At 69.3% G+C, this 19,821-nt stretch carries 17 protein-coding genes; 13 read left to right on the top strand and 4 right to left on the bottom strand.

What is annotated here, in order from left to right:
* Positions 1-1,601: 1,601 nt before the first annotated feature.
* The 4 genes from CCR87_RS06220 (at position 1,602) to CCR87_RS06205 (ending at position 6,172) form a co-directional block, all read left to right on the top strand.
* Positions 1,602-2,705 (top strand): polyamine ABC transporter ATP-binding protein, encoded by a 1,104-nt coding sequence (locus tag CCR87_RS06220; RefSeq protein ID WP_201156694.1) that lies wholly within the window; start codon positions 1,602-1,604, stop codon positions 2,703-2,705.
* 100 nt (positions 2,706-2,805) lie between these two features.
* Positions 2,806-3,918 carry an ABC transporter substrate-binding protein gene (locus CCR87_RS06215; RefSeq protein ID WP_201156693.1) on the top strand — a complete coding sequence of 371 codons (1,113 nt, stop codon included), beginning with the start codon at positions 2,806-2,808 and terminating at the stop codon, positions 3,916-3,918.
* 87 nt (positions 3,919-4,005) lie between these two features.
* A complete protein-coding gene (locus CCR87_RS06210) occupies positions 4,006-5,307 on the top strand; it encodes an ABC transporter permease (protein ID WP_201156692.1) in 1,302 nt (433 codons plus the stop codon).
* Positions 5,308-5,317: 10 nt separating this feature from the next.
* Entirely contained in the window at positions 5,318-6,172 is an 855-nt protein-coding gene (locus CCR87_RS06205) for an ABC transporter permease (protein ID WP_201156691.1), read from the top strand.
* 12 nt (positions 6,173-6,184) lie between these two features.
* Here the strand turns inward: CCR87_RS06205 and CCR87_RS06200 are convergent, their stop codons facing one another.
* Positions 6,185-7,702, bottom strand: a complete 1,518-nt coding sequence (locus CCR87_RS06200) for a hypothetical protein (protein ID WP_201156690.1) — start codon at positions 7,700-7,702, stop codon at positions 6,185-6,187.
* Positions 7,703-8,032: 330 nt separating this feature from the next.
* On the opposite strand from CCR87_RS06200, the gene trpS reads away from it, so the two are divergent.
* A complete protein-coding gene (trpS, locus tag CCR87_RS06195; RefSeq protein ID WP_201156689.1) occupies positions 8,033-9,079 on the top strand; it encodes a tryptophan--tRNA ligase in 1,047 nt (348 codons plus the stop codon).
* Between the two features lie 9 nt (positions 9,080-9,088).
* Here trpS and CCR87_RS06190 read toward each other — a convergent pair whose 3' ends face one another.
* Entirely contained in the window at positions 9,089-9,340 is a 252-nt protein-coding gene (locus CCR87_RS06190; RefSeq protein ID WP_201156688.1) for a putative quinol monooxygenase, read from the bottom strand.
* 44 nt (positions 9,341-9,384) lie between these two features.
* Complete coding sequence (locus CCR87_RS06185; protein WP_201156687.1) at positions 9,385-9,981, bottom strand: L,D-transpeptidase; 597 nt, start codon at positions 9,979-9,981, stop codon at positions 9,385-9,387.
* 132 nt (positions 9,982-10,113) lie between these two features.
* Between CCR87_RS06185 and CCR87_RS06180 the strand changes: the two genes are divergently transcribed.
* Positions 10,114-10,980, top strand: coding sequence for a branched-chain amino acid aminotransferase (locus tag CCR87_RS06180; protein WP_201156686.1), 867 nt, complete (start codon positions 10,114-10,116; stop codon positions 10,978-10,980).
* A gap of 32 nt (positions 10,981-11,012) precedes the next feature.
* On the opposite strand, the gene gyrB is transcribed toward CCR87_RS06180, so the two are convergent.
* Positions 11,013-13,430, bottom strand: coding sequence for a DNA topoisomerase (ATP-hydrolyzing) subunit B (gyrB, locus tag CCR87_RS06175; protein ID WP_201156685.1), 2,418 nt, complete (start codon positions 13,428-13,430; stop codon positions 11,013-11,015).
* 142 nt (positions 13,431-13,572) lie between these two features.
* Here gyrB and mtnA point away from each other — a divergent pair, with 142 nt between their 5' ends.
* From mtnA to CCR87_RS06140, 7 genes are all read left to right on the top strand, one after another.
* A complete protein-coding gene (mtnA, locus tag CCR87_RS06170; protein WP_201156684.1) occupies positions 13,573-14,658 on the top strand; it encodes an S-methyl-5-thioribose-1-phosphate isomerase in 1,086 nt (361 codons plus the stop codon).
* Positions 14,655-15,341 (top strand): class II aldolase/adducin family protein, encoded by a 687-nt coding sequence (locus CCR87_RS06165; RefSeq protein WP_201156683.1) that lies wholly within the window; start codon positions 14,655-14,657, stop codon positions 15,339-15,341. Before mtnA ends, CCR87_RS06165 begins: the two co-directional genes overlap by 4 nt.
* 170 nt (positions 15,342-15,511) lie before the next feature.
* The gene (locus CCR87_RS06160) at positions 15,512-16,522 is read left to right on the top strand and encodes an ABC transporter substrate-binding protein (protein WP_201156682.1); all 1,011 of its coding nucleotides are present in this window, start codon (positions 15,512-15,514) and stop codon (positions 16,520-16,522) included.
* A 24-nt stretch (positions 16,523-16,546) separates the two neighbouring features.
* Complete coding sequence (locus tag CCR87_RS06155; protein ID WP_201156681.1) at positions 16,547-17,338, top strand: ABC transporter ATP-binding protein; 792 nt, start codon at positions 16,547-16,549, stop codon at positions 17,336-17,338.
* A gap of 24 nt (positions 17,339-17,362) precedes the next feature.
* Positions 17,363-18,223 (top strand): ABC transporter permease, encoded by an 861-nt coding sequence (locus CCR87_RS06150; RefSeq protein ID WP_201156680.1) that lies wholly within the window; start codon positions 17,363-17,365, stop codon positions 18,221-18,223.
* A 149-nt stretch (positions 18,224-18,372) separates the two neighbouring features.
* The gene (locus tag CCR87_RS06145) at positions 18,373-18,816 is read left to right on the top strand and encodes a MaoC family dehydratase (RefSeq protein ID WP_201156695.1); all 444 of its coding nucleotides are present in this window, start codon (positions 18,373-18,375) and stop codon (positions 18,814-18,816) included.
* A 33-nt stretch (positions 18,817-18,849) separates the two neighbouring features.
* Complete coding sequence (locus tag CCR87_RS06140; protein ID WP_201156679.1) at positions 18,850-19,782, top strand: bifunctional riboflavin kinase/FAD synthetase; 933 nt, start codon at positions 18,850-18,852, stop codon at positions 19,780-19,782.
* Positions 19,783-19,821 lie beyond the last annotated feature (39 nt).

The following is a 19,821-nucleotide window of genomic DNA, read 5'->3' as shown; positions in this document are numbered from 1 at the left end:
CCAACCGCCAGCCCCGCGTTACGGAGAGAGGGCCCGAACGGGGAGCCGAGTGGGGAGCCGAGCGCAGGTCCGACCGTGCGGCCACAGCCCCGGCCCGCGCCGCCGCCGCCGGACAGTGGGCGGAGTTCTGACCCCGGCCCTCCCGCCTCTCTGACGATACCGGAGCCCCGGCGCTGGCCGGGGTTCCGGCGTTTTCACCGCCCGCCCAGGCCGAGGGCCGGACGGCCGCGGGCCAGGGGGCACGGCCCCGCTGAAGATGACGGCGCGCCGTGTCCATTCGGCGCAAGGGACGCAGGACCGGGGCCGTGGGCAGGTCCCGGCCCGCACGGCCCGGGCTGCGGCGGAGCTGGCAGGCACGCGCTTGGCAGGGCCGAACAGCTTGGGCCGCGCGCGCCTGCGAGGCCGGTCCGGATCGCTCGGGCGCTATGCCGGGGATGGCGCCAAGGCCGTGGTGCAAACGGGGTCGGGCCGGACCTCGGTCCCATGCGGCGCAGGCCGGGCGAGGATCGCAGGGCGGGACCGGGTGAGCGGGCGCCCCGACCGAGCCGGGCTGGGCGGGCTACGGGCAGGTCCGACGTCGCCCCTCGGGACCGGGTTGCCCGGCCACGCGCTGCCGATCCTCGGCGCGGCGGGATCGGGAGCGTCGCAGGTCACGTCCGGCGGGCCGGTGAAATTTCCTGGACGGTCTGAGGGCACGGTCCGGTGGTCCCTGTGGTCAGGCCGATCATGGGGCGATCGGCGCGGTGCCGATCCGGGCGAAGGCCTCGACCACCCCTCGGCGGCGCTGGGTGTGCCATTCACCGGTCTGCGCAACGGCACGCCGCCGGTCAGGCGCAGGACGGTGGTCCCGTTGGAGCGGGACGGCATGACCGCCACCGGTTCGAAGACATGCCCGATCCCCGACGAGGTCGGTCCGCCGACTGACCTCCTTTTCCATGCGCTCGATCGGGCTGTGGCGCGCAGCCCGGGATGGTCCTGGCGGGGGCCTCGCGCCCGAGCGCGGCGGGCGACAACCTCTCTGGTGGGCCGTCCGAGGCAGGGCCGGCCGGCCCGTCGTGCGCGCGGGCGAGGATGGGGTCGGCCATCCCCACCCCCGGTGGCGCACAATGGCCCATTTCCTGCACGGCCCGGAATTGGTGCCGCCGGAGAGGCGGCGCCCATGCCCTTGGGGTCACTCTGGGTCACACCGCGCATGGCGGGGACGTCATGGCCGCGTCCCGGATGCTGCCGCGCCAGCCCCGATCACGGCGCGCAAGACACGGCACGCATCTCCGGGGCGGGACGCCGGTCCATGCGCACGGGCGGGTGCCTTTCCCCCGCGGTGCCCGGATACAGTGCGCCCCGCGGTGCTCATCCTGGGATCAGCTCGGCTCCGACGTGCTGTATTCTTCAGCGGTCTTGTGCTGCCTTCGGGCGCATCCAAGGGCCGTAGATCGCGAAAATCCGTGCAAAACTTGTCGGCCGATGTCGTCTGGCGGCGCTGGCGCAACTGCCCAAGGGGCGGGCAATTGGTGCACACGGTTGCAATACTTTGCCTGTTCCGGTTTACTGTGTGCCAACCGGGACACACAAGAGCCCGGAAATGACAGGAGGGTGGCCGCGTGTTCGATGTGCGCGACGATGCCGGATTTGTCCGGTTCGACCGGGTCCAGAAAAGCTATGACGGCGTCAGCCTGGTGGTGAAGGACCTCAACCTCGACATCGCACGGGGCGAGTTCATGACCATGCTCGGGCCGTCGGGCTCGGGCAAGACGACCTGCCTGATGATGCTGGCGGGGTTCGAGACGGCGACCTCGGGCGACATCCTGCTGGGCGGCAAGCCGATCAACAACATCCCGCCGCACAAGCGCGGCATCGGCATGGTGTTCCAGAACTATGCCCTGTTTCCCCACATGACCGTGGGCGAGAACCTGGCCTTTCCGCTCGAGGTGCGCGGCATGGGCAAGTCCGAGCGCGAGGCCAAGGTCAAGCGCGCGCTGGACATGGTTCAGATGGGCGCCTTTGCCGGGCGCCGTCCGGCGCAGCTGTCGGGCGGCCAGCAGCAGCGCATCGCGCTGTCGCGCGCGCTGGTGTTCGAGCCGGAACTGGTGCTGATGGACGAACCGCTGGGCGCGCTGGACAAGAACCTGCGCGAGCGGATGCAATACGAGATCAAGCACATCCACGAGAACCTCGGGGTCACGGTGGTCTATGTCACCCACGACCAGACCGAGGCGCTGACGATGTCGGACAAGGTTGCGGTGTTCGACGATGGCCGCATCCAGCAGCTCGCACCGCCCGACGTGCTGTACGAAGAGCCGGAGAACGCCTTTGTCGCGGGCTTCATCGGTGAAAACAACACCCTGCGCGGTCGCGTCACCCGGATCGACGGCGACATCTGCACCGTCCGGCTGGACGATGGCGGCGCCGAGGTGCAGGCCCTGCGCGTCAACGTCGAGGGCGAGGGCGCCCGCACGACCCTGTCGCTGCGCCCCGAGCGCGTGCGCATCGCCGCCCCCGAGGAGGAGGTCGACAACGCCTTCGACGCCAAGGTGGCCGAGCTGATCTATCTGGGCGACCACATCCGCGTGCGGGTCAAGGTCGCAGGCAACGACGAATTCATCGTGAAGGTGCCCAATTCGGCCAAGGGCCGGCGCGTGTCGGTGGGCGACGCGCTGCGGCTGGGCTGGGCCACGCAGGATTGCCGCGCGCTGGATCCATCCTGATCGCACGACAGTATCCGGCACCCCGCACGCCGTGCGCGGTGCCGCAACGAGGACGGCGCGTCCGATGCCGTCCGATATCATGCAACAGAGGAGCCAAAGCATGAAACAGCGTTCGCTGAAAGTCATCGGGGCAGGCAGCGCCCTGAGCCTGCTCGCCCTCGGGGCCGCGCAGGCCGCCGAGGATCCGGTCCGGCTGACGATCGTGTCCTGGGGCGGCGCCTATACCGCCAGCCAGGTGCGCGCCTATCACGAGCCCTGGATGGAGATGAATCCCCACGTCACCATCATCAACGACGACGGCTCGGCCAACGCGCTGGCCAGCCTGCGCGCCCAGAGCCAGGCCGGCAACGTGACCTGGGACCTGGTGGACATGCTGCCGTCGGACGCCCAGCTGGCCTGTGACGAGGGCATCATCCTCCAGATCGACCACGACGCGATGCTGGCCGCCGCCCCCGATGGCACCCCGGCCTCCGAGGACTTCCTGCCGGGGTCGCTGGGCGAGTGCTTCATCCCGCAGATCGTCTATTCCACCATCATCTCGTTCAACACCGAGATGTTCCCCGAAGACGCCATGCCGCAGTCCATCGCGGATTTCTTCGACACCGAGGGCTTTCCCGGCCGGCGTGCGATCCAGGACCGTCCGGCGGCGAACCTCGAGTGGGCGCTTTATGCCGATGGCGTCGCGATCGAGGACATCTACGACGTGCTCGCCACCCCCGAGGGCGTGGACCGTGCGTTTGCCAAGCTCGACACGATCAAGGACGAGCTGGTGTTCTGGACCGAGGGCGCGCAGGCGCCGCAGCTGCTGGCCGACCAGGAAGTGGCGTTCGCCACCGGCTACAACGGCCGCATCTTCGACGCCTCCGAGGTGGAGGGCCAGCCCTTCGAGATCATCTGGGACGGCCAGATCGTGGAATGGGACGGCTGGGTCGTGCCCGCCGACGGCCCGAACGTGGATGCGGTGATGGAGTACCTGTACTTCGCCACCGACACCCAGCGGCTGGCGGATCAGGCCAAGTTCATCTCGTACGGGCCGGCGCGGGCGTCCTCGGCGCCGTTGGTGTCCACGCATGCCGATCTGGGCATCGACATGATCCCGCACATGCCGACCAATCCGGACAACTACTTCTCGCCCATCGTTCTGGATAACGACTTCTGGACCGACTACGGCGACGAGCTGCGCGAGCGGTTTGCCAACTGGATGCTGCAGTAAGCAGCCCGGCGGGGGCGCGCGATCCGCGCCCCCGCCCACAGGCCAGACCGCCCCATCGAAGGGCGGCGCCCGCAGGGAGAGACACGCATGGCACAGGCCGACGCCGGAGGCATTCCCACCGCATCGGAGCACGAGCCGCGAAGAAAGCTCGTCACCGCGGACGGGACCCCGCTCAAGCGCGCGCTGCAACGGGCCGAACGCAGACGGGTGCTCGCGGCCTTTGGCCTGGTGGCGCCGCTGCTGATCTTTCTGCTGACGGTGTTCATCTTTCCCATCGGACAGATGATGTGGCGCAGCGTGGACAACCCGCAGGTGGTCAACGCACTGCCGAACACCCTGCAGGCGTTGCGTGGCTGGGACGGTCAGGACGTGCCGGGCGAGGCCGTGTTCGCGGCGCTGCATGCCGACTACATGGCCGATCAGGATCGTCCGCGCCGCGAGCAGGCGATGGGGCCGCTGGGCATCCGCCTCAACTATGAGCTGAGCGCGGCGCGCGGGGCGATCTCGCGCACCGGCCGCAACGTCGACACCTTCGAGGCGCCCTTCCGCGAGGCGTTCCTGGATGCGCACCGGCTGTGGGGCGACCCTGCGCTGTGGCGCGTGATCCAGCGCGAGGGGCGTCCGTTGACCGCCGCCTATTATGTCGCGGCGCTGGACCGGGAATACGATGCCGATGGCAACATCGTCCAGCGCGACGAGAACCGGCGGATCTATGTCTCGCTTTACGGCCGCACGCTGGCGCTGTCGCTGGGCATCACCTTCCTGACGTTCCTTCTGGGCTTTCCCATCGCCTATTACATGTCGATCCTGCCCATGCGGCAGGCCAACCTGCTGATGATCTGCGTGCTGCTGCCGTTCTGGACGTCGCTTCTGGTGCGCACGACGGCGTGGATCGTGCTGTTGCAGCAGCAGGGCGTGATCAACACGCTGCTGGTGAGTGTGGGGATCATCGGCGACGACGGGCGCCTCAGCCTGATCTACAACATGACCGGCACCATCATCGCGATGACGCATATCCTGCTGCCGTTCATGGTGCTGCCGCTCTATTCGGTGATGCGCACCATCCCGCCGTCCTACATGCGCGCGGCGAAATCGCTGGGGGCCACGCCCACCACCGCCTTCCGCCGGGTGTATTTCCCGCAGACGCTGCCGGGGATCGGCGCGGGCGCGGTGCTCGTGTTCATCATCTCGATCGGCTACTACATCACGCCGGCGCTGGTGGGCGGGCAGTCGGGCCGCATGATCTCCAACGAGATCGCGCGCCACATGCAGCAATCGCTGAACTGGGGGCTCGCGGCCGCGCTGGGCACCATGCTGCTGGTGGGCGTGCTGATCCTGTACTGGGCCTACAACAAGCTGGTGGGCGCCGACACGCTCAAGCTCGGCTGAGGAGACGGCGATGCGTACCCTTCCCCCCTATGCCACGACGGGCGAGCGGATCTGGTTCTACACCTTCCGGGTGATCTGCTTTGCCATCTTCTTCTTCCTGCTGGCGCCGATCCTGATCATGATCCCGCTCAGCTTCAACGCGCAGCCGTTCTTCACCTTCACGCGCGAGATGCTGACGCTGAACCCCGACGGCTGGAGCCTGCGGTGGTATCAGGATCTGTTCGGGTCGGACAGCTGGATGCGGTCGATCCGCAACTCGTTCCTGATCGGCATTGCCGCGACGATCCTGGCCACGACGCTGGGCACGCTGGCGGCTCTTGGCCTCAGCCGGTCGCAGATGCCGTTCAAGGGGCTGATCATGGGCATCCTGATCTCGCCGATGATCGTCCCGCTGATCATCTCGGCGGCGGGGATGTTCTTCTTCTTCTCGTCCATCAATATCGCGCAGACCTTCACCGGCGTGATCCTGGCGCACACCGCGCTGGGGGTGCCGTTCGTGGTCATCACCGTGACGGCGACGCTGGTGGGGTTCGACCATTCGCTGACGCGGGCGGCGGCGAACCTCGGGGCCTCGCCCACGCGGACGTTCTTCAAGATCACCATGCCGCTGATCCTGCCGGGCGTGATTTCCGGCGCGCTGTTCGCCTTCATCACCTCGTTCGACGAGATCGTGATCGTCCTGTTCGTCGCCGGCGTCGAGCAGCGCACCATCCCGCGCGAGATGTGGTCGGGCATCCGCGAACAGATCAGCCCGACGATCCTGGCGGTGGCCTCGATCCTGGTGCTGGTGTCGATCGCGCTGCTGACCACGGTGGAGCTTCTGCGCCGCCGCTCCGAACGGATGCGTGGCCTCAGCCCCGGCTGAGGGCTCGGCCCCTCAGGGTCTGTGCCGCAGCACCAGAAGGTCGTCGAAGGTGAAGGCGATGTCGTAGTCCCCGGCGTTCAGCCGATCCACATAGAGTTGCAGCAGGATCGGCGCATTGGCATGCGTCTCCAGCGGCAGGGTGTGGGTGCGCACGGCGGCGCGCTCCAGCAACGCCACCGCCGGGGGGTGGTTTGCGAAATCGGCAGCGGCTTCTTCGACCCAGTCGTCATGGAACGGCATGCGCGGGTTCAGCCCCGCGATCACGGGCGTGGTGATGAAGCGCGTGCTGGGCAGACGCTCTGCCAGTTGGACGATCTGATAGTTCCAGCCCCACTGGAATATCCGGTCCTGCGGATCGGTTTCCGCCCTGATCCAGTCCACAAGCGCCATCCGCGCGTCCTGGTTCAGCGGCAGCGCGACGCCCGCGTCGATGCCCTGGGCCCCGATGGTGTGCCCATCCACGGACCGAGGGGAAAACCCCGCGAACTTCGAGCCGAGACCGGCCACGATCAGCACCGCACACCCCGCCAGCAGCCCGCGCGCCGCCGTCATCCTCCGGGGGTGGCCACCCTCGGCGGCGCTCCAGGTACGGTCGAGAAGCACGCACATCCACACAACGAACACCGGCAGCGCCCCCCCGAGGTGATACTGGAACCCCTTGTTCATCACCCCGTAGGACAGCAGCACGACCCCCAACACGCCCAGCGTCAGCAGCAGGGCCCGGCGGCTGATGGCATCGATCCGCGACCACGAAGCGCCCCACAGCACGACGCCCGCCAGCCCCAGCGCCACGGGCCAGTGCCACCAGCTCAGAAACACCTCCGAAAGGGTTCCGAGAAGTTCGAGCCGGGGGGACGTGCCGCGATAGTCGAGAATGACGAACAGCACCGCCTGTTCCCACCAGTCGCGCAATGTCCCCGAGGCAGCGCCCAGCCCCACGGCGCCCGCGATGACCGCCACCGCGCCACCGGCCAGCGCCGCCACCGCAGGCCCGCGCCGGATCGACGGGCGGGCCGCCCCGATCACCTCGGCCACCAACAGCAGAGCCAGCAGCGCAAGCCATGTCGGCCGGATCAGCACGATCAGCCCCAGCATAGCGCCCGCAGCAACCAGCGCAATCCCGTCCCCCCGGCCCCGTGGCAGCGCCAGCGCCAGGGCGATGAACGCCAGCCCGCCGACCATGATGTCGCGTTGCCCGCTCATCCAGCCGCCCGCAGTGACATAGAGAGGGGGATAGATCAGCGCGAACAGAACCGCCGCGCGTGCAAGACCGGCTTGCACCAGGAACCACGCAACCCCGGCGCACACCCCCAGGAGAACAAGGTAATCAAACACCCGAAAGGCCCAGGGTACCGCCCCGAACAGCCGCTGGCCAAGCTCGTGCACGAGGAAGACCGCAGGCCAGTTGATCTCGAAGGCATCGGCATAATAGCTGCCCCCCTGCCAACTGATCCAGCCGATATAGTCGAAGAGCGCCTGATCCGGGTTCGGTGTGATCGTGGCGTAGAACAGCAAAAGCGCAGGGGTCATGGCCAGCCACACCAGCGCGGCACCGATCAGGAACCGACGTGGAACCGGTCCGGCCAGGGGCGCGCGGAGGTGCCGGTCAGGGACTGCGCGACGGGCGGTGTCCACAGGGTCCATTGTACCTCACGGTGTGATGATGCTGCCCGGGCCTTGGTACGGAGTGCGGGCGTGGGCCCTCAATGCGCGCGGCGCCTTGTCAGGGCGCATGTGGCGAAGACGCCGACAGGATGGGCGGTGCCCGCCGCGGCGGTGGCTGCGGGGTGCATCCGGTTGACGGTGCCGTGGCGCGGGTCTAGGCGCAAGGCCGGGATCGTCGAGGGAAAGGTCATCTCCATGTCCGACAGCGTCGCGCCGCAGGCTGCCAGATTCGCTCCGCGTATCTTTTCCGGCATCCAGCCGTCGGGAGGGCTGACGCTGGGGAACTACCTCGGGGCGCTCAAGCGCTTCGTGGAGAAACAGGACGAGGGGATCGAGACGGTCTACTGCCTCGTGGACCTGCATGCGATCACCGTCTGGCAGGACCCCGCCCGGCTGCGCCACGCCACGCGCGAGGCCGCCGCCGGCTTCATCGCCGCCGGGATCGACCCGGCCCGCTCGATCCTGTTCAACCAGAGCCAGGTGACGGCGCATGCCGAGCTTGCGTGGATCTTCAACTGCGTCACCCGCATCGGCTGGCTGAACCGGATGACCCAGTTCAAGGACAAGGCCGGCAAGAACCGCGAGGCGGCGTCGGCGGGGCTGTATGTCTATCCCTCGCTGATGGCGGCGGACATCATGGCCTATCACGCCACCCATGTTCCGGTGGGCGAGGACCAGAAGCAGCATCTGGAGCTGACCCGCGACGTGGCGATCAAGTTCAACCATGACTATGGCGTGGACTTCTTTCCCGTCGTGGAGCCGGTGATCGAGGGGGTGGCCACCCGCGTGATGTCCCTGCGCGACGGCACGAGGAAGATGTCCAAGTCCGATCCCTCGGACATGAGCCGGATCAACCTGACCGACAACGCCGACGCCATCGCCACCAAGTTCCGCAAGGCCCGCACCGATCCCGACCCCCTGCCCGAGACGCCCGAGGGGCTGGCGGGCCGGGCCGAGGCCGCGAACCTGGTCAACATCTATGCAGCCCTCGCGGGCACCACCCCGGCCGCCGTTCTGGCGGAGTTCGCGGGCCAGGGCTTCGGCACCTTCAAGCCCGCGCTGGCGGATCTGGCGGTGGCGCAGCTTGGCCCCATCACGGCCGAGATGCACCGCCTGATGGCCGATCCCGCCGAGATCGACCGCACCCTGGGCGCGGGCGCCGAACGTGCCGACGCCATCGCCCATCCCATCCTCGAACAGGTCTATGACATCGTCGGCATGGTCCGGTCGCGCCGCCGCTGATCATCCGCGTCAACCGTCGGTGATGGTGTAGCACCGCGGGATCACCGCCGTGGCGGCCCACCAGGGGGATGCGCGGGTGCGCCGCTGGTGGGCGTCGAAGGCGGCACGGCTTGCGAACCGTTCCTCCACCCGCCAGACCAGCGGGTCGTCGGTCTGCCAGACCTCGAAGGACAGGCAGCCCGGTTCCGCCCGGCTCAATGCCACATGCGCCGCCAGATGGCGTGCGATGGCCGCGGCCTCCTGCGCCGTGGTGCATCGCATCTCTCCGGACAGGCGCACGGCGCCGCGACGTGCGGTTGCGGCGCTCAGATCACCACCACCTGCGTGCCGATGCGCACCCACTCGTACACTTCCTCCACATGGTGGTTGAACAGCCCAAAACAGCCGTTGGAGGCGCGGCGCCCGATCTTGGCCGGGTTGTCGATGCCGTGGATGCGATAGTAGGTCCAGCCGAGGTTCATCGCCCGCGTTCCCAGCGGGTTGTCGGGGCCGGGGTGCACGATGGCCGGCAGGGTGGGATCGCGTCGGCGCATGTTGGGGGTCGGGATCCATGTCGGCGCGGGGCGTTTTTCCACGACGCTGGTGCGGCCGCGGCGGGTGAATTCCTCGGTCATGGGGACCGAGCAGGGGTAGCAGCGATAGGTCTCGCCGTCCTCGGACCAGAAGTGCAGCGCCCGGCTGGAGACATCGGCCAGCATCGCTCCGTTGCGCAGGGTGCTGAAGTGCTCCTGCCAGCGCACGGAGCGGAAGGACTGGATGTTGCGCCGGACGGTGGCGATCGGCGCCTCGGCCTCGATCTCGCCGGTGAAGGGCTGGGCGCCGGCCGGCAGGGCGGCGGCGGTCGCGACAAAGGCGCCCCCTGTCAGCAAAAGCTTGCGCCGGATCGGATCATGCGATGCCATCTCGGCCCCCCGTTCAGGTCCCCGTCGGGAAACCCTGCCCCAGCCGGAGGATTCGGGCAAGCGCGGCGGCCCGTCTGGACCCCATCGGACCAAGCTGCTTAAACGGGCGGCGAACAACACAAGGGGCAGGGCATGGCCACGGGAACGAACCTCAGGACCTGGTTTGACGGGCGCTGGCACGACGGCGACGTGCCGGTGATGCGGGCGGGCGACCACGGCAGCTGGCTGGGGACGACGGTGTTCGACGGGGCGCGGGCGGTGGACGGGCTGGCGCCGGACCTTGACCTGCACTGCGCGCGGGTCAACCGCTCGGCCGAGGCGCTGATGATCGCGCCCACCGTGGACCCCGCCACCATGGCCGCGATCGTGTGGGAGGGGGTGCGCCGGTATCCCGACGGGACACCGCTCTATATCCGCCCGATGTACTGGGCTCTGCACGGCGATTTCATGGGGATCGTGCCGAAGGTCGGCCCCGACGCCACCGGCTTTGCGATCAGCCTGGAGGAGATCGCGATGCCCGACCCGCAGGCGTCGACCACGCTGACGACGACGCGGTTCCGCCGCCCCACGCTGGACAGCGCGGTGTGCAACGCCAAGGCCGGGTGCCTCTATCCCAACAACGCCCGCATGCTGGCCGAGGCGCGCGCCAAGGGCTTCGGCAACGCGCTGGTGGCCGATGTGATGGGCAACGTGGCCGAAAGCGCCACCGCCAACGTCTTCATCGTCCGCGACGGCGAGGTGTTCACCCCGATCCCCAACGGCACCTTCCTGGCCGGCATCACCCGCGCGCGCCACATTGCGAACCTGCGCGCCGACGGCGTGCGCGTGCACGAGACCGTGCTGTCGTTCGAGGACGTCCGCACCGCCGACGAGGTGTTCCTGTCCGGCAACCTGTCCAAGGTCACGCCGGTCACCGCCTTCGACGAGACCGCGTATCAGATCGGCCCCGTCACCCGCCGCGTGCGCGAAATGTACTGGGACTGGGCCCGCTCGGCCTGAGGGGGCGGCGCTGAGGCCCCCCGCCGGGGGCCTCAGGTGTCCAGGTTCTCCACGCTGAGTGCGTTTTTCTGGATGAACTCGCGCCGGGGTTCCACCACGTCGCCCATCAGCTTGGTGAACAGATCGTCCGCCTCGGCCACGTCGGGGATGCGGACCTGCAACAGCGTGCGCGCGTCGGGGTCCAGCGTGGTTTCCCACAGCTGGCCGGGGTTCATCTCGCCCAGACCCTTGTAGCGCTGCAGCGACAGGCCCTTCTCGCCCTCGGTCAGGATCGCCTGCAACAGCTCCAGCGGGCCGTGCACCAGCTGGCTGCGGTCCTTGCGCATCAGGGTGGCGACGCGGCCGTACACCTCCCGCAGGCCGGTGGTGTGGCCGCTCAGCCGCCGCGCCTCGGGCGAGCGCAGGATCGCGCCGTCGAGGGTGCGCACCTCCTCCACCCCGCGCAGCACGCGCGACAGCCGCAGCCCGTGGTCGTCGGTCTGCTGCCCTTCCCAGCCGCGCTCGTATTCCAGCGCGATCAGGTCGAGCCGCCCGGCCACCGCCGCCGCGATCCCGTCGGGGTCGTCATCCAGCGCACCGGGTTGCAGCGCGCCCGCGATGGTCGCCTGTTCGAGGATATGCGCGGGGTAATGCGTCGGGAACGCGCCCAGCGTGCGCTTGACCGCGCGCGCCTCGTCCACCACGCGGATCAGGTCGGGGCCGGCGATCTCCTCGCCCGAGCCGAGCCGCAGGGTGGCGCCCTCCAGCCCCTGCGCGATCAGGTAATCCTCCAGCGCCGACTGGTCCTTGAGGTACACCTCCGAGCGCCCCCGCGCGACCTTGTAGAGCGGCGGCTCGGCGATATAGAGGTGTCCGCCCTCGATCAGCGACGGCATCTGGCGGAAGAAGAACGTCAGAAGCAGCGTGCGGATATGCGCGCCGTCCACGTCCGCGTCGGTCATGATGATGATGCGGTGGTAGCGCAGTTTCCCGAGGTCGAACTCGTCGCGCCCGATGCCGGTGCCGAGCGCGGTGATCAGCGTGCCGATCTCCTGGCTGGTCAGCATCCGGTCGAAGCGCGCGCGCTCCACGTTGAGGATCTTGCCCCGCAGCGGCAGCACGGCCTGGTTCTGGCGGCTCCGCCCCTGCTTGGCCGAGCCACCGGCGCTGTCACCCTCGACGATGAACAGCTCCGACAGGGCGGGGTCCTTCTCCTGGCAATCGGCCAGCTTGCCCGGCAGGGAGGCCACGTCCATCGCAGTCTTGCGCCGGGTCAGCTCGCGCGCCTTGCGGGCGGCCTCGCGCGCAAGGGCCGCCTCCACGATCTTGCCGGTGATGGCGCGGGCGTGCTGGGGGTTCTCCTCGAACCACTCCGACAGGCGCTCGGACACCAGCCCCTCCACCGCCGGGCGGACCTCGGAGGACACGAGCTTGTCCTTGGTCTGGCTGGAGAATTTCGGGTCCGGCACCTTGACCGACAGCACGCAGGTCAGCCCCTCGCGGGCGTCGTCGCCGGTGAAGGAGATCTTTTCGCGCTTGGCGATCCCGCTTTCCTGGGCATAGCGGGTCAGCGTGCGGGTCAGCGCGCCACGGAAGCCCGCCATGTGGGTGCCGCCGTCGCGCTGGGGGATGTTGTTGGTGAAGGGCAGCACGGTTTCGTGGTAGCTGTCGTTCCACCACATCGCGACCTCGACGCCGATGCCGTCGCGCTCGCCGGTGATGAAGACGGGCTCGGGGATCAGCGGGTGCTTGTTGCGGTCGAGGTAGCGCACGAATTCCCGCACGCCGCCTTCATAGAACAGCGCGCTTTCCAGCGGCTCGGCGGGGCGTTCGTCGCGCAGCAGGATCCGCACGCCGGAGTTGAGGAACGCCAGCTCCCGCAGCCGGTTTTCCAGGATCTTGAAGCTGTAGTCGAGGTTGGAGAAGGTGGTCAGCGACGCGAGGAAGCGCACCTCGCTCCCACGCCGGCCCTCGGCGTCGCCGGTCACGCGCAGCGGCTCCACGGTGTCGCCACGCTCGAACCGGGCAAAGTGCGCCTTGCCGCCGCGCCAGATCCGCAGCTCCAGCCAGTCCGACAGCGCGTTCACGACCGACACGCCGACCCCGTGCAGGCCGCCCGAGACCTTGTAGGAGTTCTGGTCGAACTTACCCCCGGCGTGCAGCTGGGTCATGATGACCTCGGCCGCGCTGATGCCTTCGCCGGTGTGGATCTCGGTGGGGATGCCGCGGCCGTTGTCGGACACCGACACCGATCCGTCGGCGTACAGCGTCACCGTCACGGCGGTGGCGTGGCCGGCCAGGGCCTCGTCGATGCCGTTGTCCACGCACTCATAGACCATATGGTGCAGGCCCGAGCCATCGTCGGTGTCGCCGATATACATGCCCGGGCGCTTGCGGACCGCGTCCAGCCCCTTGAGAACCTTGATGGACTCCGCGCCGTATTCCTCCGGCACGTGTGCTGCCTCGGCCATGTCCGTCCTTCTCTCAGCGTATGTCGTCCGCTTATAGGCGGTGCCGGGGGGGATGTCACGCCTTCCGCGGCCCCGTGCCCCCTTGGAGGGGATGCGCGTTCGGAGGTATCACGTCGGCGCAGTTTGCACATCGGAGGACGGCATGAAGGTCGCAGGCACGCATTACCGCACGATCTGGGAGGCGGGAGAGACGGTCGCGATCATCGACCAGCGCCGCCTGCCGCATGACTTCACGGTGGTCGCGCTTGCGAGCCTGCACGATGCCGCCGTGGCGATCCGCGACATGTGGGTGCGGGGTGCGCCGCTGATCGGGGCCACCGCGGCGCATGGGGTGGCGCTGCACATGGCGCGCGATCCCAGCGATGCGGGGCTGGAGGAGGCCTGCGCGGTGCTGCGGGCCACCCGGCCGACCGCCGTCAACCTGATGTGGGCGCTCGATGACATGCGCGCGTATCTGGCGCCGCTGGCGCCCGGCGACCGGCGCGACGCGGCCCGCGCCCGCGCCCGCGCGCTGTGCGACGAGGACGTGGCGATCAACCGCGCCATCGGCGATCATGGCCTCGGCCTTCTGCGCGAGATCGCCGCCCGCAAGGGCCGGGTCAACGTGCTGACGCATTGCAACGCGGGCTGGCTGGCGACCGTCGACTGGGGCACCGCGACGGCGCCGATCTATCGCGCCGCCGAGGAAGGCCTGGATATCCACGTCTGGGTCGATGAGACCCGCCCCCGCAACCAGGGCGCCCATCTGACGGCGTGGGAGCTGGCGGGCGCGGGCATCCCCCATACGCTGGTGGTCGACAACGCCGGCGGCCATCTGATGCAGCGCGGGCAGGTCGACATCGTCATCACCGGCACCGACCGCACCACCGCCACCGGCGATGTGTGCAACAAGATCGGCACCTACCTCAAGGCGCTGGCCGCCCATGAGAATGGCGTGCCGTTCCACGTCGCGTTGCCGTCGCCCACCATCGACTGGACCCTGCGCGACGGCCTGCGCGAGATCGAGATCGAGGAGCGCGGCGCCGAGGAGGTCACGCATCTCGATGGCCTCGGCCCCGACGGTCCCACGCGCATCCGCATCGCGCCCGAGGCCACCCCCGCGGCCAACCCCGCCTTCGACGTGACGCCCGCGCGGCTGGTCACCGGGCTGATCACCGAACGCGGGCTGTGCCCCGCGACCGAGGCCGGTCTCGCCGCCCTGTTCCCCGACCGGGTCCGCGCCGCATGACCGCCGCCACCGAAACGGGGGGCACCGAAGCGGGGGCAACCGACGAGGGCGCGGCCCGCGCCGCGCTGGTGGCCGGGGCGCGCACGCTGGACCGGGCGGGGTTGAACCGGGGCGCCTCGGGCAACCTGTCGGTGCGGTTCGGGGATGGCATGCTGATCACCCCCTCGGCGGTGCCGCCGGCCGAGCTGACGCCCGAGCTGATCGCGCGGATGGGTCCGGATGGCGACGGCTGGGACGGGCCGCTGAAACCCTCGACCGAGTGGCGCTTTCACCGCGACCTGCTGGCCGCACGCCCCGATCTGGGTGCGGTTGTGCACACCCACGCGCCGTGGTGCACGGTGCTGGCGGTGGCGCGGCGGCCGATCCCGGCGGTGCACTACATGATCGCGGCGTTTGGAGGGGCGGATATCCGCGTGGCCGACTATGCCCGCTTCGGCACGGCCGAGCTGTCGGCGCATGTGGTGGCGGCGATGGAGGGGCGTTTCGGCTGTCTGATGGCCAACCACGGCATGCTGACGGCTGCGCCCACGCTGGCGCGTGCGCTGTGGCTGGCGGCCGAGCTGGAGGCGCTGGCCCACCAGGCCTTCCATGCCGAGGCGCTGGGCGGTGCCGTCGCGCTGTCGCAGGCGCAGGTGGCGGAGGCCGCCCGCGCCTTTGCCGGATACGGCCTGCGCACGGGCTGACCCCGGCGCCTGCCGCATTTCCGGGCGTTTGCCTCGCAAGATGCTTGCGACGTGGGCGCCGCCAAGCCAGAATGCGCCACCCGGGCCTGTGCGGTTGACAGCCGTGCGTCCGTCTCGGAACGCTTTTCACCAACCGTCATCACAGCCGCGATCCCTCTGGAGAACACCGCATGATCCGCCTTTCCGCCCTTGCCGGGGCCGCAGCGATCCTCGCCGCGCCGGTTGCCGCGCAGACGAATGTCAGCTTCATCATGGACTGGGCCTGGCAGGGACCGCAGGCCTTTGCCCTGATGGCGCGCAACGAGGGCTGCTTTGCCGACGGCGGCGTCAACATCACCCTGGACCGCGGCTTCGGGTCGGGCCGCACGCCGGTCGAACTGGCCACCGGGACCTATCAGATGGGTCTGGGCGATCTGAACCCCACCATCCGGTTCCGCGCCGAAAACCCCGACAGCGACGTCATCGCCACCGCGATCCTGTTCGCCGGCACCCCGATGGTCGCGGTGGTGCGCGCCGACAGCGGGATCGAGACGCCCGCCGACCTGGAGGGGCGCACGCTGGCCGCGCCCGATTTCGATGCCGGTCGGCAGCTGTTCCCGGTGTTCGGCGCGGCGGCGGGCTTCGACCACACCACGGTCAACTGGATGTCGGTCTCGCCCGAGCTGCGCGAGCCGATGCTGGTGCGCGGCGAGGTCGACGGGATCACCGGCTTCGTCACCTCCTCGGTGCCCTCGCTGGAGGCGCTGGGCCTGGGGCGCGACGATCTGCGGATCTTCTACTATGCCGACTATGGCGCGGAGCTGGTGTCCACCTCGGTGCTGACCACCCGCGCCTTTGCCGAGGCCAACCCCGAGGTCGTCGCGACCGTCACCCGCTGCATGATCCGCGGCGTGCAGCTGGCCGATGCCGACCCCGACGGCGCGATCGCCGCGCTGGTCGCGCATGAATCGCTGACCGACCCGGTGGTGGAGCGGGAGCGCTGGCAGATCACCATCGACGACATGCTGCGCACCGATCTGGTGGTCGCCGAGGGGATCTCGACGGTGGACATGGACTTCCTGCAACGCTCCATCGCCTCGGTCGAGGACGCCTACGGGCTGGAAAACACGCTGCGGGCCGAGGACATCTTCGACGCCTCGTTCCTGCCGCCGGCCGAAGACCGGATGCTCCTGTCCGAGTGACCCCAGCCCGCAAAGGCACGCGCGATGTCCCACTTCGTCGAGCTTGACAACATCACCCTGCGCTATGGCGGCGAGGACACCGGGACCGTCGCGCTGGAGGGCGCCACCCTGCGCGTCGCCCGCGGCGAGTTCGTGGCCGTCGTCGGCCCGTCGGGCTGCGGCAAGTCCACGCTGATGAAGGCGCTGTCGGGCCTGTGGCCGGTCAACGCCGGTACCGTGATCGTGGCCGGCCGCGAGGTCGCCCGCCCGCTGGAGATCGTGGGGATGGCGTTCCAGAACGCCACCCTGCTGCCGTGGCGCACCACGCTGGACAACGTGATGCTGCCGCTGGAGATCGTGCAGCCCCACCGCGGCCGTCTGCGCCGCCACCGCGCCGAGTACGAGGCGCGGGCCCGCGACCTGCTCAAGCTGGTCGGGCTGGCGGGGTTCGAGCAGAAATTCCCCTGGCAGCTCTCGGGGGGGATGCAGCAGCGCGCCTCGCTGTGCCGCGCGCTGATCCACGAGCCGGAGCTTCTGATCCTGGACGAGCCGTTCGGCGCGCTCGACATGTTCACCCGGGAGGAGCTGTGGGGCGTCATGCAGGATCTGTGGATGACCAAGCGCCCCACGGTGATCCTGGTCACCCACGACCTGCGCGAGGCGGTGTACCTGGCCGACCGCGTCCATGTCATGAGCGCGCGCCCCGGCCGCATGGTGCATGCCCGCACCGTCGATCTGGCGCGCCCCCGCACGCTGGAGGGGACCTACACCGCGTCCTTCACCGCCATCACCCAGGAGCTGCGCGAGCACATCAGTCACGCCCGCGCCGCCGCCTGATCCGCCCCGCCCGAAAGGCCCGCCATGACCGACACCACCGTCGCCCGCTCCGCCGCCTCCGCGCGCCCCGCTGCGGCCCCGACGCGCAAGCCGTGGCTCGCGTCGCGCCGAAACCTGGAGCGCGCGCTGCCCTGGCTGGTGGTGATCGGGCTGTTTCTGGTGTGGGAGGTCGGCGTACGGGCGTTTTCGGTACCGCAGTTCGTGCTGCCGGCCCCGTCGGTGATCTTCGAATCGATGTGGAAATGGCGGGTGCCGATCCTCGACAACGCATGGCAGACGCTGTTCACCACCGCCGTGGGCTTCGGCATCGCCATCGTGTTCGGGCTGGTGACGGGGGTGCTGATCGGGTCGTCGTCTCTGATCTACAACGGGCTTTATCCGGTGCTGATCGGCTTCAACTCCATCCCCAAGGTGGCGGTGGTGCCGATTCTGGTGATATGGTTCGGCATCGGCACGGTGCCGGCGATCATCACCGCGTTCCTGATCTCGTTCTTTCCGATCCTGGTGAACGTCGCCACCGGCATCGCCACGGTGGAACCCGAATTGCGCGACGTGCTGCGCGCGCTGGGCGCCCGGCGCCGCGACATCATCCTGAAGGTCGGGTTGCCGCGTGCGATGCCGTACTTCTTCGCGTCGCTGAAGGTGGCGATCACGGTGGCCTTCGTCGGGTCCATCATCGCCGAGACGGTGGCCTCCAACAAGGGCATCGGGCATCTGATGATGGTGGCGTCCTCGCGGTTCGACGTGCCGCTGGTGTTCGCGGGCCTGCTGGTCACCGCGCTGATGGGGGTGGCGATGTACATCGTCGCCAACATCGTGGAGCGGCGCATGACCGGCTGGGCCACCCGGGGCATGGACGGAGGGATGAGCGCGCCGCAGGGCTGAGCGGCCCGGCGCACAGCCCCGGGCAACAAAGTTGCCGTACGGGAGTCAGTACGGCAAAATAGTTGCGCTTCGATCTTGCCCCGCGCCTCGGTCTCGCCTATGCTGCGATGCAACATGAACCCGGGGGAGAGCCCATGCTGGATGCCGCGATGACCGACAACCTGCCGCGTGGTACCATCTGCATCGAGGATATCGAGATCGGCATGTCGCGTCATCTGCGCAAGCAGGTCACCGACCGCGATATCGAGCTGTTCGCCGAGGTGTCGACCGACCGCAATCCGGTGCACCTCGACGACGACTATGCCCGCGACACGATCTTCGAGGGGCGGATCGCCCACGGGATGCTGACGGCCGGGCTGATCTCGGCGGTGATCGGAGAGCAGTTGCCGGGCCATGGCACGGTGTACATGGGCCAGTCGCTGAAGTTCATGGCGCCGGTGCGGCCGGGCGACACGGTGCTCGCGACCGTCACGGTGACCGAGATCAACCACGCCAAGCGCCGGGTCACCCTTGAAACCCGCTGTAGCGTGGGCGATACGGTCGTCCTGAAGGGCGAGGCGGTGGTTCTGGCGCCGAGCCGCAAGTTCGACTGATCCGGCGGGCCGCGCCCCCGCCCGAGGGGGACGATGCGAACGCTCAAGGGCTGGACCGGGCTGGCGACCGCCGATCGCGGCGCCACGCTTGCCATCGGCAATTTCGACGGCGTGCACCTGGGTCACCGTGGGGTGATCGAGCAGGCGCGCGCGGCCGCGCCCGGCGCGCCGCTGGGCGTGCTGACGTTCGAGCCGCATCCGCGACAGGTGTTTCGCCCCGACGCCCCCCCGTTCCGCCTGATGAACGCCGAGGCCCGCGCCCACCGGCTTGAAAAGCTGGGGGTGGAGCGGCTCTATGAACTCCCCTTCGATCCCCGCCTGTCGGAGCTGAGCGCCGAGGCGTTTGCCCGCGAGGTGCTGACCGAGGGCCTCGGTGTGCGCCATGTGGTGGTCGGGCCGGACTTCTGCTTCGGCAAGGGCCGCACCGGCACCGCGGCGGATCTGCGGGCGTTCGGCGCCCGGATGGGGTTCGGCGTGACCATTGCCGATGTGGTGGCGGGCGCGGGGGGGCGGGTGTCCTCGACCGCGATCCGCGACGCGCTGAGCGAGGGGCGCCCGCGCGACGCCGCGGACATGCTGGGCCACTGGCACCGGATCGAAGGCCGCGTGCGCCATGGCGACAAGCGCGGCCGCGATCTGGGCTATCCCACCGCCAACATGGGGATGGACGGTCTGCACCCGCCGCGCTTTGGCGTCTATGCCGTGCTGGTGGAGGTGCTGGAGGGCCCGCACCGCGGCAGCTGGCACGGCGCCGCGTCGCTGGGCATCCGGCCGATGTTCGAAACCCCGCTGCCGTCGATCGAGACCTTCCTGTTCGATTTCGCCGGCGACCTCTATGGCACCGAGCTGTCGGTGGGACTGGTGGCGTTCCTGCGCCCCGAGATCCGGTTCGATGGCCTTCCGGCGCTGGTGGCGCAGATGGCGGCCGACTGTACCCGTGCGCGCGACATCCTCGCGGCACTCTGACCCATTCCCCCTTGCCCCAACCTCGGACACCCTGCGTCC

The organism is Rhodobaculum claviforme, from assembly GCF_016653255.1.
Lineage (GTDB): Bacteria > Pseudomonadota > Alphaproteobacteria > Rhodobacterales > Rhodobacteraceae > Rhodobaculum > Rhodobaculum claviforme.
Note: the sequence above shows the minus strand (reverse complement) of the source record. Positions and strands in the feature narration are given on the sequence as shown.

Bases quoted from the DNA above. Each gene is read 5' to 3' on its own strand.
- CCR87_RS06165 (WP_201156683.1), top strand. From the start codon at position 14,655: ATGACCGCCGCCACCGAAACGGGGGGCACCGAAGCGGGGGCAACCGAC.
- CCR87_RS06160 (WP_201156682.1), top strand. From the start codon at position 15,512: ATGATCCGCCTTTCCGCCCTTGCCGGGGCCGCAGCGATCCTCGCCGCG.
- trpS (WP_201156689.1), top strand. From the start codon at position 8,033: ATGTCCGACAGCGTCGCGCCGCAGGCTGCCAGATTCGCTCCGCGTATC.
- CCR87_RS06180 (WP_201156686.1), top strand. From the start codon at position 10,114: ATGGCCACGGGAACGAACCTCAGGACCTGGTTTGACGGGCGCTGGCAC.
- CCR87_RS06140 (WP_201156679.1), top strand. From the start codon at position 18,850: ATGCGAACGCTCAAGGGCTGGACCGGGCTGGCGACCGCCGATCGCGGC.
- CCR87_RS06185 (WP_201156687.1), bottom strand. From the start codon at position 9,981: ATGGCATCGCATGATCCGATCCGGCGCAAGCTTTTGCTGACAGGGGGC.
- gyrB (WP_201156685.1), bottom strand. From the start codon at position 13,430: ATGGCCGAGGCAGCACACGTGCCGGAGGAATACGGCGCGGAGTCCATC.
- CCR87_RS06145 (WP_201156695.1), top strand. From the start codon at position 18,373: ATGACCGACAACCTGCCGCGTGGTACCATCTGCATCGAGGATATCGAG.
- CCR87_RS06210 (WP_201156692.1), top strand. From the start codon at position 4,006: ATGGCACAGGCCGACGCCGGAGGCATTCCCACCGCATCGGAGCACGAG.
- CCR87_RS06155 (WP_201156681.1), top strand. From the start codon at position 16,547: ATGTCCCACTTCGTCGAGCTTGACAACATCACCCTGCGCTATGGCGGC.
- CCR87_RS06190 (WP_201156688.1), bottom strand. From the start codon at position 9,340: ATGCGATGCACCACGGCGCAGGAGGCCGCGGCCATCGCACGCCATCTG.
- CCR87_RS06215 (WP_201156693.1), top strand. From the start codon at position 2,806: ATGAAACAGCGTTCGCTGAAAGTCATCGGGGCAGGCAGCGCCCTGAGC.
- CCR87_RS06205 (WP_201156691.1), top strand. From the start codon at position 5,318: ATGCGTACCCTTCCCCCCTATGCCACGACGGGCGAGCGGATCTGGTTC.
- CCR87_RS06200 (WP_201156690.1), bottom strand. From the start codon at position 7,702: ATGACCCCTGCGCTTTTGCTGTTCTACGCCACGATCACACCGAACCCG.
- CCR87_RS06150 (WP_201156680.1), top strand. From the start codon at position 17,363: ATGACCGACACCACCGTCGCCCGCTCCGCCGCCTCCGCGCGCCCCGCT.
- mtnA (WP_201156684.1), top strand. From the start codon at position 13,573: ATGAAGGTCGCAGGCACGCATTACCGCACGATCTGGGAGGCGGGAGAG.